The sequence below is a fragment of the Marinococcus sp. PL1-022 genome, from assembly GCF_033845285.1.
Taxonomy (GTDB): domain Bacteria; phylum Bacillota; class Bacilli; order Bacillales; family Marinococcaceae; genus Marinococcus.
In genome coordinates this window covers 1,311,445-1,324,710 of record NZ_JAWXCX010000001.1, presented here as the reverse complement: position 1 = coordinate 1,324,710, position 13,266 = coordinate 1,311,445, and the positions used below count along the sequence as shown (strand labels likewise).

At 48.3% G+C, this 13,266-nt stretch carries 16 protein-coding genes and 1 pseudogene; 2 read left to right on the top strand and 15 right to left on the bottom strand.

Annotated features, from left to right (window positions below; genetic code table 11):
• The first annotated feature begins 169 nt into the window (after nt 1–169).
• A complete protein-coding gene (locus SIC45_RS06690) occupies nt 170–631 on the top strand; it encodes an SRPBCC family protein (protein WP_319631527.1) in 462 nt (153 codons plus the stop codon).
• 209 nt (nt 632–840) lie between these two features.
• Here SIC45_RS06690 and SIC45_RS06685 read toward each other — a convergent pair whose 3' ends face one another.
• The 6 genes and pseudogenes from SIC45_RS06685 to SIC45_RS06665 all read right to left on the bottom strand — a co-directional run.
• Nucleotides 841–1,866 carry a GGDEF domain-containing protein gene (locus SIC45_RS06685; protein ID WP_319631526.1) on the bottom strand — a complete coding sequence of 342 codons (1,026 nt, stop codon included), beginning with the start codon at nt 1,864–1,866 and terminating at the stop codon, nt 841–843.
• Entirely contained in the window at nt 1,859–2,041 is a 183-nt protein-coding gene (locus SIC45_RS16515; protein ID WP_413645508.1) for an EAL domain-containing protein, read from the bottom strand. Before SIC45_RS16515 ends, SIC45_RS06685 begins: the two co-directional genes overlap by 8 nt.
• Entirely contained in the window at nt 1,960–2,628 is a 669-nt protein-coding gene (locus tag SIC45_RS06680) for an EAL domain-containing protein (protein ID WP_319631525.1), read from the bottom strand. Before SIC45_RS06680 ends, SIC45_RS16515 begins: the two co-directional genes overlap by 82 nt.
• Before the next feature lie 80 nt (nt 2,629–2,708).
• Nucleotides 2,709–2,912 (bottom strand): hypothetical protein, encoded by a 204-nt coding sequence (locus SIC45_RS06675; protein WP_319631524.1) that lies wholly within the window; start codon nt 2,910–2,912, stop codon nt 2,709–2,711.
• 176 nt (nt 2,913–3,088) lie between these two features.
• Nucleotides 3,089–4,135, bottom strand: coding sequence for a metal ABC transporter solute-binding protein, Zn/Mn family (locus tag SIC45_RS06670; protein WP_319631523.1), 1,047 nt, complete (start codon nt 4,133–4,135; stop codon nt 3,089–3,091).
• A gap of 43 nt (nt 4,136–4,178) precedes the next feature.
• Nucleotides 4,179–4,415: pseudogene (locus SIC45_RS06665) on the bottom strand (ZinT/AdcA family metal-binding protein); the annotation flags it as partial.
• Between the two features lie 741 nt (nt 4,416–5,156).
• Between SIC45_RS06665 and SIC45_RS16510 the strand changes: the two are divergent.
• Nucleotides 5,157–5,561, top strand: coding sequence for a Fur family transcriptional regulator (locus tag SIC45_RS16510; RefSeq protein ID WP_413645506.1), 405 nt, complete (start codon nt 5,157–5,159; stop codon nt 5,559–5,561).
• 210 nt (nt 5,562–5,771) lie between these two features.
• On the opposite strand, the gene SIC45_RS06660 is transcribed toward SIC45_RS16510, so the two are convergent.
• The 9 genes from SIC45_RS06660 to SIC45_RS06620 form a co-directional block, all read right to left on the bottom strand.
• Nucleotides 5,772–6,227: a hypothetical protein gene (locus SIC45_RS06660; protein ID WP_319631522.1), complete on the bottom strand. Its 456-nt coding sequence runs from the start codon at nt 6,225–6,227 to the stop codon at nt 5,772–5,774.
• A gap of 15 nt (nt 6,228–6,242) precedes the next feature.
• Nucleotides 6,243–7,613 (bottom strand): PepSY domain-containing protein, encoded by a 1,371-nt coding sequence (locus SIC45_RS06655; protein ID WP_319631521.1) that lies wholly within the window; start codon nt 7,611–7,613, stop codon nt 6,243–6,245.
• 41 nt (nt 7,614–7,654) lie between these two features.
• Nucleotides 7,655–8,227 carry a DeoR family transcriptional regulator gene (locus tag SIC45_RS06650; RefSeq protein WP_319631520.1) on the bottom strand — a complete coding sequence of 191 codons (573 nt, stop codon included), beginning with the start codon at nt 8,225–8,227 and terminating at the stop codon, nt 7,655–7,657.
• 15 nt (nt 8,228–8,242) lie between these two features.
• Nucleotides 8,243–8,968 carry an ABC transporter ATP-binding protein gene (locus tag SIC45_RS06645; protein WP_319631519.1) on the bottom strand — a complete coding sequence of 242 codons (726 nt, stop codon included), beginning with the start codon at nt 8,966–8,968 and terminating at the stop codon, nt 8,243–8,245.
• The gene (locus tag SIC45_RS06640) at nt 8,958–9,782 is read right to left on the bottom strand and encodes an ABC transporter permease (protein WP_319631518.1); all 825 of its coding nucleotides are present in this window, start codon (nt 9,780–9,782) and stop codon (nt 8,958–8,960) included. Before SIC45_RS06640 ends, SIC45_RS06645 begins: the two co-directional genes overlap by 11 nt.
• Nucleotides 9,783–9,784: 2 nt before the next feature.
• Nucleotides 9,785–10,243, bottom strand: a complete 459-nt coding sequence (locus SIC45_RS06635; protein ID WP_319631517.1) for a nitrous oxide reductase accessory protein NosL — start codon at nt 10,241–10,243, stop codon at nt 9,785–9,787.
• Entirely contained in the window at nt 10,240–11,649 is a 1,410-nt protein-coding gene (locus tag SIC45_RS06630) for a nitrous oxide reductase family maturation protein NosD (protein ID WP_319631516.1), read from the bottom strand. Before SIC45_RS06630 ends, SIC45_RS06635 begins: the two co-directional genes overlap by 4 nt.
• Entirely contained in the window at nt 11,606–12,250 is a 645-nt protein-coding gene (locus SIC45_RS06625) for a nitrous oxide reductase accessory protein NosL (protein WP_319631515.1), read from the bottom strand. The genes SIC45_RS06630 and SIC45_RS06625 overlap by 44 nt, the downstream gene beginning before the upstream one ends.
• A gap of 119 nt (nt 12,251–12,369) precedes the next feature.
• Entirely contained in the window at nt 12,370–13,038 is a 669-nt protein-coding gene (locus SIC45_RS06620; RefSeq protein ID WP_413645505.1) for an aminopeptidase, read from the bottom strand.
• Nucleotides 13,039–13,266: the final 228 nt, after the last annotated feature.

The window sequence follows — 13,266 nt, the reverse complement described above, 5'->3', positions numbered from 1 at the left end:
GTTACTGCCCCTTAAAAAGCTGTTTCGTTTCATCGGAAATGACAGTCTAAGGAATGAGGAAAAATGCATAACCTTAGCTTTTTTCCGTCGAGCTATTTACAATAAAGACTTATCCGCATGTTCATCGAGACTCGGCCAAATCATAGAAATAACAAATAGGAGGAGTCACATGTTTACCGTATCAAAAAGTATGTTTGTCAACGATTCCACTGATCATGAACCCATTTTAAACCACGATCACGTATGGGAGGGTCTGGTCATGAAAGCAGAAGACGCTACCCCATTTGTGGAGGTCATGACGGCCTGCCGCATATTAGAACGTGGTGATCGGTTTTTACGGCGTGAAGTCGAGGTCCATGGCCATAAATCCCAGGAATGGGTGACTTTTTTTCCGAAGCATATGATTGTTTTCGAACCTCTCGATGGCCCGACCCGGGGGCTTATCAAAAACGAAATTGAGGAAGATGAACAGGGAGCTCTGGCCATTCGTTTCACTTTTACGTTTGAACTAGCTGAGGATGAAACCATGAGCGAACAAGCCTATGCAAAGCGCATGGAGGATAGTTACACGTCGGCGGTAGAAACCACGTTAGCTACCATTCGATCATTTGTTCAGGAGGGAAAGCTTTAATATTTAGTCAATAAAGAATCCCATCACTATTTAACGTGATGGGATTCTTTTATCATTACATAGTTAATAATATTGCGTTTATCAGTAGTCTTACGCTAAAAAAGCTCTTTAACTTTTTATAAGTCAAAGAGCTTCTTTATTTAGAGAATATTAATATTTCATTCCCAGCTTTTAACCTCTTCTGCTCCCTTAGAAAGTTCACTTTCGCCTCAATCATCCATAGATGCTTCCAGGGAACCTGCCCTCTTCGCCTCTTTTTGATAATACATGTTCCGATCCGCCTGCCGGTAAAGGTCCTGAAAATCACAGTGCCGGGACGTGACGGGCACCAACCCTAATGCCGCAGTTATAGGCATGTTCGCTGCCGCTCCGGCCCGTTTTGTTAGTTCACTCACGGTGGTGCGGGCTTTAGCTTCGCTCATGTTCGCCGGAAGAAACACAATAAATTCGTCGCCCCCAATGCGGGCCGCCAAAGCTTCCCCCGGAAGAGAACGCTGCAGTTCTTCCGCCATTTCTACCAATACCTGGTCTCCCCGCGCGTGCCCGTAAGTGTCGTTCATCGCTTTAAAATTATTCACATCCATCTCTCCAAGCCAGCCGGCGGTCGGGGCAACCCGCTGCCACCAATCCAGCCAGCCGGATCGGTTGGGCAGCCCGGTCAAATGGTCGGTCTGGGCCTGTACCTGCCAATGGGCAATCCATCCTTGCTGCCGCTGCATAGCCACCGCTACCAGAGCTCCAAAAGCGAGTGTCAATCCGTGAATGGCCATAACACTTCCCATTTCCAGCATCTCATTTCCAGTGACAGTCGTCATGCCGAGGCTAATAGCCAGGGTGAGGCCCAGCACCAGCCCCCCAATCACATTCAAACGGAGTGATGCGGATAACGCACTCAGGACCCATAATACCTGCCCGTAGTGCACTAATGGACTTTCCAGGCCGCCGGTCATCAATACAGCTGCCCCCCACCAGCCCATGCAGCTGATCAGGTACAGCGTCAACGGGATGGACACCTGACGCCGGTGCCCGTCATGAATCCAATACAGGCCGCTGCTGACAAACGCCACCCAAACCGCCAGCACGGGCCACGAAAAGGCTACCGCGACAATGCTGTCGACAAACAATACGCCCACAAAAACCACATAGAGACCATACAGAATCCCACGGTCCCGGGGCGAAGCCAGGAAGCGAAAGACATACAAAAAGCCCGGAGAGTTCCAGTGAGCTTTAGGCATACACACTGACTGGGAGCATGGTGACCGGGTTGGCCTGCGGTCTGGAGAGAAAATACCCCTGAAACAGCGTATACCCCATTTCCTGTAAATAGCTCATGTCCGCTTTTCCTTCCACCCCTTCGGCCAGTGCCCGGGCGCCAATCTGGCCCGCCACCTGCAGGAGAGATCTGGCCATGTGCTGCTTAACCGGGTCCTCTGCCCCCCGTCTACGTATTCTCTGGCCAGTTTGACGATGTTTGGTTCCAGGTAGGCCAGTTTTTCCAGGCCGTTCACCCCGGTCCCGACATCATCCAGGGCGTACTGGAAGCCGTGCTGCTTGTAGTAATTCAGGATTGATTTCAGGTGCTCGATGTTCTTCACCTCATCGCTTTCCACCACTTCAAACACGACATTTTCCGGGCGAATATTTTGCTTTTTGATGTAGTGAATGGTGGTCGCCAGGCAATGTTCCGGCACATAAATAGCCGTAGGAATAAAGTTGATATAGATAAGCTGGTCCTTAATCCGGCCCGCGTGTTCCACGCAGGTGATACGGTAGGCCCGGTCCAGGGCGAACAACCGGTCGCGTTTGCGGGCCGCCTCCAGCAGATGAAAAGGTGCAATCAGGCTTCCATCATCCTGACGGCCCCGGGACAGCATCTCATGGCCCACAATGGCCGGCACCTCTCCCTTTGGCGCCTCGACAATAGGCTGGTAGTGCGGAAGAATTTTCCGCTGATCGATGACATCGTCGACCCAGCTGGCTTCTTTTTCCGCATGCATATGATGCAGCGGCCCGGCCGCCGCTGGTCCCGGTCCTGGAGCGGGGCGTGTTTTTGCGCCGCAACGACAAATAATGACGCCTAAGGGAAGTAAATGTCGAGATAGTCGAGCAGTGAAAAAGCCACCCCTTCCTCCATCCAGACGGTGGTGGCGTCTACCGACATCCACTGGTCCTCCTCGTACGTCGCAAAATAGGTGGCGAGAGCCGCCGGTGATTCCCCGTTCTCAAAAAACATGGTATACCCGCGGTGCTTCGGCAGGCATACGTCACAGGATGTTGGCATGCAGTTCCCCCCTTATACATTCTGCTTCTTATATCGGTTCTGGGAGCTGTCTGTTGATACTTTATAGAACATTCTACTTGTTATTACTAAAAGAAAAAGCAAAACCTGTATACTTTGGCTTTGCTTTTTCCCATCATATTAAGATGATTTCTTTACATTGAATAGAGAAAGCTGAATTATTCATTCAGTGCTTGCTGCAGACTTTCAATATTTTCTTCCATTAAAGATACATACGTGGCATTGTTATCAATGTCTTCTTCAGTTAAGGTAGAAAGATTATGCAGGTAAGCAACATCAGCGCCAATTTCATCTTTCACTGTTTCCGCTGTTTGCGAAGGAATATTTTGCTCTAACAGCACGGTATTGATATCGTTTTCTTCCGCTGTAGCGATAATATTGTTAATTTCCTGGACAGAAGGTTCGTTCTGTGAATTGATACCACTGACAGGGATTTGTTCGAAACCATACCGCTCTTCCCAGTAGCCATAACCCGCATGGGAAACGATAAACTGTTGGTGATCACTATTGTCTGCTAAGTTCTGAAAGTCCTGATCAATACTTTCAAGGTCAGATACTAGCTCTTCGTAGTTTTTTTCAAATGTTTCTTCCTGTTCCGGCATTTGTTCCACTAATTCGTTCTTTATGCTTTCAGCCGCCTCCTGGGCACGGACTGGATCAAGCCATACGTGCGGGTCCACGCCGCCGTGGCTGTGTGAGTGACCCTCTTCCTCGTGGCTGTGGCTCTCTTCCTCGTGGCTGTGGCTCTCTTCCTCGTGGCTGTGGCCTTCTTCATCATGGCCGTGCGAATGCTCGCCAGAGGCTTCACGCAATTCCATGTTATTTGTCACTTCGAGTACGGAAACGTCCTGACCGTCCACTGTTCTTTTTGCTTCTTCCGCGAAGCCTTCCATACCACTGCCGGTCATAATAAATACGTCGCCCTCGGCAATATCGGTCAGCGTCTGAGGGGTTGGGTCAAAGGAGTGGGCATTGGAGCCGGGAGGGACGACGTTTTCTGCATTCACGTAATCACCGCCGATCTGTGTGGCAAAATCCTCCCAGGCAAACAGGGTCGTGTAGACGTCCAGCTTTTCGTTTTGCGCCTGTTGGTCTTCGTTATTATCCCCGGAGGCGCTCTGCTGATTATCGTCACTGGTACTGCAGGCCTGGAGCAGGACAGCGCCGGCAAGTATAAAAGCACCTAAAGCAGTTTGTTTTTTCATCGTATTCGTTCCTTTCGTCAGTAGCTTGATGTTTGAGAAATGCTTAATGCGCGATCATTTCATGGGTAATTTCTTCGCCGTCCATATCTGACGGATAGTAGGTCGGCCAGTGGTCCACTTCCTCAAGCAGCTCGTCGCTGTCGTCGCCCCAATAGAGATGATAATGCCCGGCATCGGTCGGATTGATATCGTGGTCGCTGAACTGAATGTACTGCGGCATGCCGTCATCTCCTTGTTCAAGTTCAAAGATGTACCGGACCCCGCGGTTGCCGGCTTCGTACATCAGTGCGCTGATCGCGAGGACGCTTAACCCTTTCATGGGAAATTTTCTCATGAATACCACTCCTTGTTTATAATTAATCGTAGTCATTACGATTTAATAAATAAAAATATAATAGCTTAATACATGTACTGCATATAGGCATCACGTGCTTCCTTTTAAATACATGCAGCAACTGCCCGGGTTACGGGGAAGTTTTAGGGAGTGAACTCGATCGCTTATGAGTATCGTACAAGTAACAGCTTCCACTAAGGGAACTCTCCAACTCCTGACCTTTTATATGTAAACGTTTAGAGTACTGGAACAGTTTCACCAATGTCAATGCAGTTGATAAAACGCACTTCTCCTCCCTTTACTAACGACCCCCTGAGCTGCTTGAAGCAGATTGCCTCACATTGTGCAGCAGATGGTTCAGCTGGAACATTTCTTCAAACCTCAAATATTCGGTCATCATTACAAGTATCATTGAGATTCTGTTTTCATTGTTCAATAATATAAATCGTAATGGTTACGTTTTAATCAACATTTTATCATCCTATAGGAACATTAGATGCTTGTCAATGATTTTAAGACTTTTTTCTTTCTCATTTACTTTTTTTTCAAGGATTTATACAATGGAATAAATCAAAATCATTTCGATTTAAATGTGTATGATACTACATACTTATTTCTTTCAACAGTTATCCTTTATCATCTGAGCACCGTTATCATTCATATTGACAAATTGAAAGGAGAGATATTGTGGACTACTCTGAAGCATTAAAATATATCCAAGAATCCGGATACAAACTAACGAATAAGCGAAAAGAAATGATTAGAATATTCTTTAATCATGATTATATTTTCTCAGCTAAAATCATATTTGATTTCATGAAAGTTCACTATCCAGCCATTAGCATTGACACTATCTACAGGAATTTGAATTTATTTAAACAACTCTCTTTAATACACCACACAGAGTTTCAAAAACAAACCTATTATTATCGTAATAGAATGGAAAATTCTTTTTACGGCCATATTATTTGCATGAAATGTCGATCGATCAAAAGTGTGGTGATGAATTCTTCAAGAACATTAGTCCCCTATCTATGTTTTTCTGTATCATCATATAAATTTGAGATCTACGGCCGATGCACTAAATGTTAAGGTTCTTCTTTAATTTCATATATCCTTTAATACTTTTTTCGAATGATTAAATAAATTATTAGCACTGTAATCGACGTCTTACTGGTTTACTCAATAGGCTATTATTGTGATTCATTAAACATATAAAAGCAAAGCCCTCATGCCCAGGCTTTGCTTTCTCTACTCATATTTCCACGTCTATATACATCAAAAAAAGATATTTCCCCTATGTTAATGGTGACTGTGGTCATGATTCATCGCTTCTTCATCGGCCAACATACTCTGCTCGTCTGACGTAAGCTCCCCGATGCCGATCTGTTTCGCTGTCCGCAGCCCTGCTTCATTCTGGCCCGCTGCAGCTTCCAGGGTGTAAACCCCGTCGTCCGGCACACGAATGGTCGCGGTATAAACGCCTTCACGGACAGCTTCCGCCGTCATTTTCTGCATCTGTTCCCGGTCTTTATGATAGACCGTTAAGGTGACCTCGTCCTCCAAAGCGTATGGCTGTTCGTTTTGCAGCACATGAATCTGTACCTCTTCCTCTTCCTGCGGTTCCAGGCTCTGATCTGGGTGGATATACATCGCCGGAGGCGATGCGGTGCCGTAATCCTCATGATTGCTTGCATCGAGCGTCGAACACCCGCTCACGAGCAGCAATACAGCTATGCCTATGAACATGATTTTCATGATAACTGCTCCTTCCTATGACGCATGGAATAACGACCGTAATCGCCGGTTGTTTCGAATAATCAGCCGGTCCACCGCGTATATCAGCAACACCGACAATCCGAATAACGGGAAAAAGACGCCAAAACCAATCACAAGGCCGACAAACCCCCGAAACCGCCAGCTGCTCATGCTTTTAGGTGCTCCAAGCTTTCCTTCCGGCCGGCGGGTCCACCACAGCCGGATCCCGCTGACGATCATGCCGATCAGTCCCAGGCAGATGAGGAGCCCGGCCAGCTGGTTCCAGATACCAAACTGCAGGCCTTTATGAATCGTAATTCCCATCGCCATGACCTTGGCGAGCGGCGGGTACTGCTCCCACCGGTAGTCGGCCAGGACACTGCCGGTATACTGATTCATATGCATCGTCACTTCCCCCTGGGCCTGGTCCGGAAAGGCCGACACCGTATAAACGCCTTCGTCGGAAGACGGATAAAACACATCGTAGCCGGAAGCCACACCGGTTTGTTCCGCCTCGTTCACGACCCGGTCGATGGATATTTGTTCATAATTGTTGGCAGCATAAGATTCCGGCACCGGCATCTGCTCGGCAGCCCACGAGACGTCCCCCGTTTCTTCGGTAACCTGGTCGGACACCGGAGCGTCCCCGACCCAGATCGACGGCGGGTAACCGATGCCCTGGCTAGTGGTCAACTGCTGGATGCCGTTTCCCCAAAAACCGGTCCAAAGCATGCCCGTCAATAAAAAGAAAGCGAGACCGCCCGAAATCCAAAAAGCCGGCACCGAATGCCAGCGCTTGCGCTTCTCCCGAGCGTTGGTCGACGTCGATGGCAGAAAGCTTTTCCGGGAAGCCATCTGGTGCCGGGACGGCCACCAGAGATACAGCCCGCTGACCAGCATAAAGATAGTCCAGCAGGCAGCGGTCTCCACGATACGGTCCCCCACCGTGCCGGCCATCAGCTCTCCGTGTAATTCTTCCACCCGGTCCATGATCCGGTTCTGGTCCAGCAGCGTTCCGGTGCTCTCCAGGTTATAGGGATTCACAAATACCGTCATTCCCTCTCCGGAGGCGTTGGTTATTCCCACCTCTGCCGTTTCACCCTCTTCGGACGGCGGCTGGTAGCGGGCCACTGTACCATCGGGATACGCTTCCATGGCCGCGCCGGTAATGGCAGAGGCTTCCCGTTGCCCCCCCTCCGCAGCTACCTCTGTATAGTCCTGATACAGCCATTGTTCAATATTGCCGCGAAACAGATACGTCGCTCCCGTAATAGCCAGCATCAATAAAATCGGAGCCAGGATGATCCCGGCATAAAAATGCCACCGCCAGAATACATTATAATGCTGCCGGTTTGTTTTATTTTTGTGGTTTGTCTGTGGTTTCATGGGTTCCTCCTGTGCTAAACATTCCGGGGAATTATCTCGTTCTAAGGATGCCTGGATTCTGATGAGCAGCAGGACATGGCTGAAGTTACGGCTGTTACCGCCCCGGAAAAGCCATGGATCTGCCCGCCAAAGCCCGCTTGAAATTTGACGGCCTGCTCGTGCTGTCGGAATACAAGCACCTGCGGCGCGCAGCAGTGCAGGCATTCGTCCGCCCCGATCAAAAAGGTTCCCAGCCGCGCATTCATCGTCGTTCCCTGCAGAAAATCACGTCCGATCAGCTGTTGGTCGTCATGTCCGTGATGCGCCGTGAACATCAGCAGGCAGTGCGGACAGCAGAAGTGCTCCATCGTGCCATCCGGATGCATAAGCTGCGCGGCCTGCACGGAAAAGGACGATTGAAAACAGACCCGGCATTGCTTGGGGCTCGCGGAAGGCTCCAGATACTTCACGCCTCCGGGTACTCGTTCCATCGTTTCTTCCTGCATGATTTTCTGTATATCGCGGTAAATGGTCATCTCGGAGACGCCCAATTGCTCTTTTAAAAAAGCGATGCGGACGGTGCCGTACTGCTTCGCCCAGGCTACGATTTGTTCCTGGCGTTTATCGCTATGCATAAACTTACTCCTCCTTCATGTATGTTCCTGGGAAGCAACCAAATGGTACACATAGGAACTCAGATCGTTCTGATCTCCAAATTGTTGCTGCAGGTGGGAAATGGGCTCGTTGATCAGCACCTTTCCCTGCTGTAAAAACAACAGGTCATCGGCAATATCATCGACCAGAGATAATGAGTGTGTCGAAAAAATAATCGTTTTTCCTTTCTTTTTCTGATCCAAAATAATATCCTTCATTTGATAAGCCCAGTAAGGGTCCAGCCCGTTCGTCGGTTCGTCGAGCATATACAAGGGAACATCTGCCATCAAACACTGAGCCAGATTCAACCGCTGCTGCATGCCTTTCGAATAGGTTTTCACTTTTTGATCCTTTGCTTCTTCCAACCCTACATATGGCAAAATTTCGGTGACCTTGTATTGCTGTTCCCCCATCAAGTCCGAAAAAAAACGAAGGGTTTCAATCCCAGTTAAATGTCGGGGAAAAACCAGTTGATCGGGCATGTAGGAAAAAGACTGCCGATACGTGTTTGAATGGTTTTGAATTTCCCCATTGCTCATATACATTGTTCCGCTCGACGGTCGGTTCATCCCTGTGAGCACGCTGAATAATGACGTTTTTCCCGCGCCATTCCCACCACAAAGGGCATAAATGCTTCCTTTAGTAATGGAAAACGTCAGCGGCTGAAATCGGTGCTTTAAAGAAATGTTTTCCAGTCGCAAGATCGATGAGCTAGCTTCCATGCGTTTTCCCTCCTCGAATCAGACCGTAACTAACGGCCGTTGGCACTATTAGCCAGAGCACTGCAAAGACGGCCAGAATCAAAGCACCGAATCCCCCGGATAAATAGGCCGTAAAATCATATAAGGAAGGTCCGAGGGACACCCCGCCATCCATAATGATAATGGTCGCTACGCGTACCAATTCCACTGGGTTAGCTGCCACGGCCAGGGTTAAAAAGACCGTCAGCGACAATGGTGGTACCATCGTAATCAGGCCCATAAACAAAAATTCATACAACAGCACCAAAAAAGCCCATACGCCCAGGGCCAGAGCCATCGCTTGAAACTTCGTGGACGTACAAACACCCATGAAAATGGCTAACGGAGCCAACAGTACTATAAGCAGCACGGATAAAAAGAGAAATAATATCAATGTATTCGAGGCAAGTGATGTTCCTGTAAAAAAGCCCGCCATGGAAGCTACGCCGTAGCTAAAACATAAGATAAGCAGCATGGCTGTAACAAGCGACAATATTTTTGCCGTTACCAGCTGCATATAAGAGATCGGATAGCTTACTACCAATGCAAACAACCCTTCCTCTTTTTCTGCTGCTACACTGACGGCTCCCATGACAAAGAGGATAAGTGGCAGCAGGAATAGATTCACGTTCAGCAGGCTCGCCGTTGTGGTATTGAAGCCGTCATAAGTTTCCGTGTTGGCGCCTCCAAAGAGAATGAAGCTGGTCGAGACCAACACAAATAACAGGCCAAACCATACAAGCCACTGATTGCGGGTGAATTGCTTCATATCGTTTCTGTAAAAGGCTGCAAACATCGTTAAAAGCTGTTCCAGTCGTGGTCAGATAGATCTTGATAACTCAGTAATTCACCCTGGTCCTCCGATTCCATATAAGCTTCGGCTTCTGACTCAGAGCCAAAGCTGATCACACCGTTCCCCATCGGGGTCGAGATATCTTCATCGTAAACGTAGACGCTTTCTTCGGCCTCGGTCCAGCTTTCTTCCCCGTAGCTGTTAATATATTCGGTATGGAAGCTTTCCGACTCCCCTGCCTGCTCTTTTTTGTACTGCATCATGCAGCCAATATCATCAAATTTCACGGCACTGCCATCTTCCATGACGATTTGAGTCGCCGCCTGGGTGTTGTTAATGGCCATGTTACAGATTTCGCATGTATCCACGTCATGGTCGATGCCGTGGGGATCATGCGAGGCCTGCTGACAGGCACTCAACGCAAGACTTGCCATGACCGTTAAAACCATCGGTGCTTTTTTCATTTGCTGTTCCTCCTTTGGAAATAGTACATCCCAGCCCCGGAAAGCAGAAGCAGTACGCCGCCAACGCCGGCAAATGTTCCGGACGTTAACGGCTCATTGGCTCGTTCAAAATCGGAATCGACACGGGGTTGTTCGTCCGTGACTTCTTGGCCGGTCTGTGAGGGAAGCCACTCGGACACCTGACTCCACAGCGTCATGGACGGGCTGTGCATAAACAATTGCCATTCCGGATGATCCGTCAGCATGGCGTCGTAGATGGATCCTGCGACATATGGTGCCTCTCCTACACCATCCCCATTCTTATCGATCAAAGCATAGTCACTCCAGTAGTTTCCTTTTGCTTGATGGGACAGGGATAGTTTCTCGACGAATGCCCCTTGCGTAGATAGAACATTGCTGACCATGTCATTATGATAAAAGTTGACGTCTGCCTGCTGCCGTTCCCAGCTCAGTCCCACCTGATTCCCGGCAATCACATTATCGTGAATCGAAACGTTTTCGGTTTCCTCGAGTTTTACCCCGGTACTGTTACGTGAAATCTCATTGTCATGCAGGTGAATATTTTCCGACCGGTACACCAGCAGCCCATAGCCGCGGACATCAAACTGATCCGTTAAGGTGTTTTCAAAAAATTCCGCTTCCTCCGAATCCATGATCATCAGCCCGTTGACATTGTCCTGAAAACGGTTGGAGTGACCTTCCACCTGGGAGCTGTACATCAAGTGAACGGCATACCTGGAATCGGTCACCGCGTTTTCATGAATGACGGCTTCCTGAAGCGAATCCAGGTAAAAACCGTCGAGCGCATTTTCGACATCATTTCCCGTAATGGTCACCTGATTGGTTTCGTACAATTCGACGGCTGCCAGCCCCTGGTTCACGTAGGAAGAATAGGTTCCGTTAAATTCATTATTCGTGACGGTAAACGCATCGCTGGCTTCCGCATACAGCCCAGATCCGATCATCTTTACTTCGTTATTGGTAAACGTAAATCCCTCACTATCCGTAATAGAAACGACCGGTTCGGACTCAACGGCCTCGTATTCCTGCCCCGGCACAATGCTTTCCTCAATTTGGGTATCTTCCTGCACGAAGCGGATCCCTTCGATGGTGACATCCTCCGATTCGACAGCGAGAAGAGTTTCTCCCGCATCATTCCTCATCGTCACGCCGTCGCCTTGCAGCGTTAGCGGTTTATCGATCGTTACCGATTCTTCTGCGACATCTTCGCTCACAGTGACCGTGTCTCCCGGTTCCGCTTGATCGATCTGTTCCTGTATCGAGGTTTCGGCCTGGGCTTGACCGGGGTAACTCATAGTCAGCAATGTAAATAACAGGAGACTCGAAAGCCGCCTGCCGTTCTTACGAGTTGTCCTGTTCGTCATCGTGACTGTCCATGTCCTCATGATTCATTTCTTCATGATCCATGCTCCCACCCTGTGCGCGCTCATGAGCATCGGCCTGTACATCTTCCCAGGAAGCAGCTTCAGCCTCATGCTCTTCCACATACGCATCGGCATCCGCTTCTTCTTCAAAGAACGCATACTGATAACTCATTGGTGTCTCGAGAGAATTATCGGCCACTACCGTGGTTCCTTCCCGCTCGGTCCATTCATCCGAACTGTAATCTTTTACCCATACTTTCGCGAACTCCTCATCCTGTTCCTGTTCCGCATTTTCTACGCACCCGGAATCATCAAAAAAGACGCGCTCGCCGTCATTCGTGATGGCCTGGGCGGTAAACACAGACTGCTCGTCTTCTGGATGTGGAATCCCCATTTCACAGTAGTAGCAGGTTTCATTTTTCCCCGGCTCTTCGGCCGTCATGTTGTCGATATTGGCTGTGTCGTCCCCGCTGGCGTTTTCTCCATTCTCCTCCTGCGATTCTTCCTGCATCTGGTTTTGACCTTCACTGTTTTCCTCCTGGCCTGTTTCTCCACCACACGACGTCATGATTCCTGTTGTTACCAGCATTGATGACAGCATTATCATGCTTTTCTTGTTCATATGGTTCTCCCCTCTATTCGATGGTAGCCCGGCAAGACTCCAAACGTTTACCGGACTCGTTAGTATCATCGTATCGGTTTTCACTCATCAATGCTGTGACAATTGTTTGAAAATTGTTTTTATATATCAATATGTAACATTATTGCCACACCTTTTAACAAAGAAGAAACTGTATCTACTTTCATAGATACAGTTTCTTCCCAGTCTTTTTTGACCCCCATCACCTTCATATCTTCCGTGCCGAAAGTGACATTTACCGTCAGAAGGGATGTATTCAGTCCGGCTGCCTCCAACGCTTGTTTCGATAAACTGCTGCCATATTGAAGATTGAAAGGCGAAGCGTTACAGATGCCAATATGGCAGTCTGTATTTTCATCAAACAGAGTATTGTAAAAAAGCGTATTTGTCTGAGCAAGAAGTGAATGGCTAGAGACTAGGGCAATTCCCCCTAAATAATGAGAACCTTCGTCTGTTTCGATCAGACGCTCTAATGCTTTTTGTCCATTGGCTGCAGCATAGGACGTTATTCGTCCATCTTGAAATGTAAGGGAAATATCGTTAATAACCGTTCCCTCATAGACGAGCGGTTTTTTGGCTACGAGCCTGCCATTTACTTCTTCTTTATGGGTAACTGAAAATATTTCCCCCGTAGGAATGTTCGGAAAAAATGGGGCTTCCTTGGTACCAGTCACCCCTCCAGACGCGAACCCCTGCCTGCCGCGAGAGAATAAGGGAATCCGGGTGAAGGGTTGCTTTTGTGTTAAGAGAATCCCGTCTTCTACTATCATATGCAACGTGATCAAAAAACCAGGACCTGGCCGTCATCAAAGCCTGGCTCTTTTTTTTCGTTTCTATATAAACGAAAACGGACTATAGACCTCTTCCAGGAAGCATTTTTGCTTACCCTGAAAAAACAATGTTCGGGCTCTTAATGCTCCATAGTGATTATTGCCTCAAAATCTCATTCTTCCTAAACCTTCTCTTTTCATAAGTGCCCACCTGTGTCCGTTCATAGA

Excerpts from the sequence above, each read along its gene's own strand:
- SIC45_RS06635 (WP_319631517.1), bottom strand. The coding sequence starts at position 10,243 with ATGAAAAAAGCACCGATGGTTTTAACGGTCATGGCAAGTCTTGCGTTG.
- SIC45_RS06645 (WP_319631519.1), bottom strand. The coding sequence starts at position 8,968 with ATGGAAGCTAGCTCATCGATCTTGCGACTGGAAAACATTTCTTTAAAG.
- SIC45_RS06660 (WP_319631522.1), bottom strand. The coding sequence starts at position 6,227 with ATGAAAATCATGTTCATAGGCATAGCTGTATTGCTGCTCGTGAGCGGG.
- SIC45_RS06655 (WP_319631521.1), bottom strand. The coding sequence starts at position 7,613 with ATGAAACCACAGACAAACCACAAAAATAAAACAAACCGGCAGCATTAT.
- SIC45_RS06620 (WP_413645505.1), bottom strand. The coding sequence starts at position 13,038 with ATGATAGTAGAAGACGGGATTCTCTTAACACAAAAGCAACCCTTCACC.
- SIC45_RS06670 (WP_319631523.1), bottom strand. The coding sequence starts at position 4,135 with ATGAAAAAACAAACTGCTTTAGGTGCTTTTATACTTGCCGGCGCTGTC.
- SIC45_RS06650 (WP_319631520.1), bottom strand. The coding sequence starts at position 8,227 with ATGCATAGCGATAAACGCCAGGAACAAATCGTAGCCTGGGCGAAGCAG.
- SIC45_RS06625 (WP_319631515.1), bottom strand. The coding sequence starts at position 12,250 with ATGAACAAGAAAAGCATGATAATGCTGTCATCAATGCTGGTAACAACA.
- SIC45_RS06640 (WP_319631518.1), bottom strand. The coding sequence starts at position 9,782 with ATGTTTGCAGCCTTTTACAGAAACGATATGAAGCAATTCACCCGCAAT.
- SIC45_RS06630 (WP_319631516.1), bottom strand. The coding sequence starts at position 11,649 with ATGAGGACATGGACAGTCACGATGACGAACAGGACAACTCGTAAGAAC.
- SIC45_RS06690 (WP_319631527.1), top strand. The coding sequence starts at position 170 with ATGTTTACCGTATCAAAAAGTATGTTTGTCAACGATTCCACTGATCAT.
- SIC45_RS16515 (WP_413645508.1), bottom strand. The coding sequence starts at position 2,041 with ATGGCCAGATCTCTCCTGCAGGTGGCGGGCCAGATTGGCGCCCGGGCA.
- SIC45_RS06675 (WP_319631524.1), bottom strand. The coding sequence starts at position 2,912 with ATGCCAACATCCTGTGACGTATGCCTGCCGAAGCACCGCGGGTATACC.
- SIC45_RS06680 (WP_319631525.1), bottom strand. The coding sequence starts at position 2,628 with ATGCATGCGGAAAAAGAAGCCAGCTGGGTCGACGATGTCATCGATCAG.
- SIC45_RS06685 (WP_319631526.1), bottom strand. The coding sequence starts at position 1,866 with ATGCCTAAAGCTCACTGGAACTCTCCGGGCTTTTTGTATGTCTTTCGC.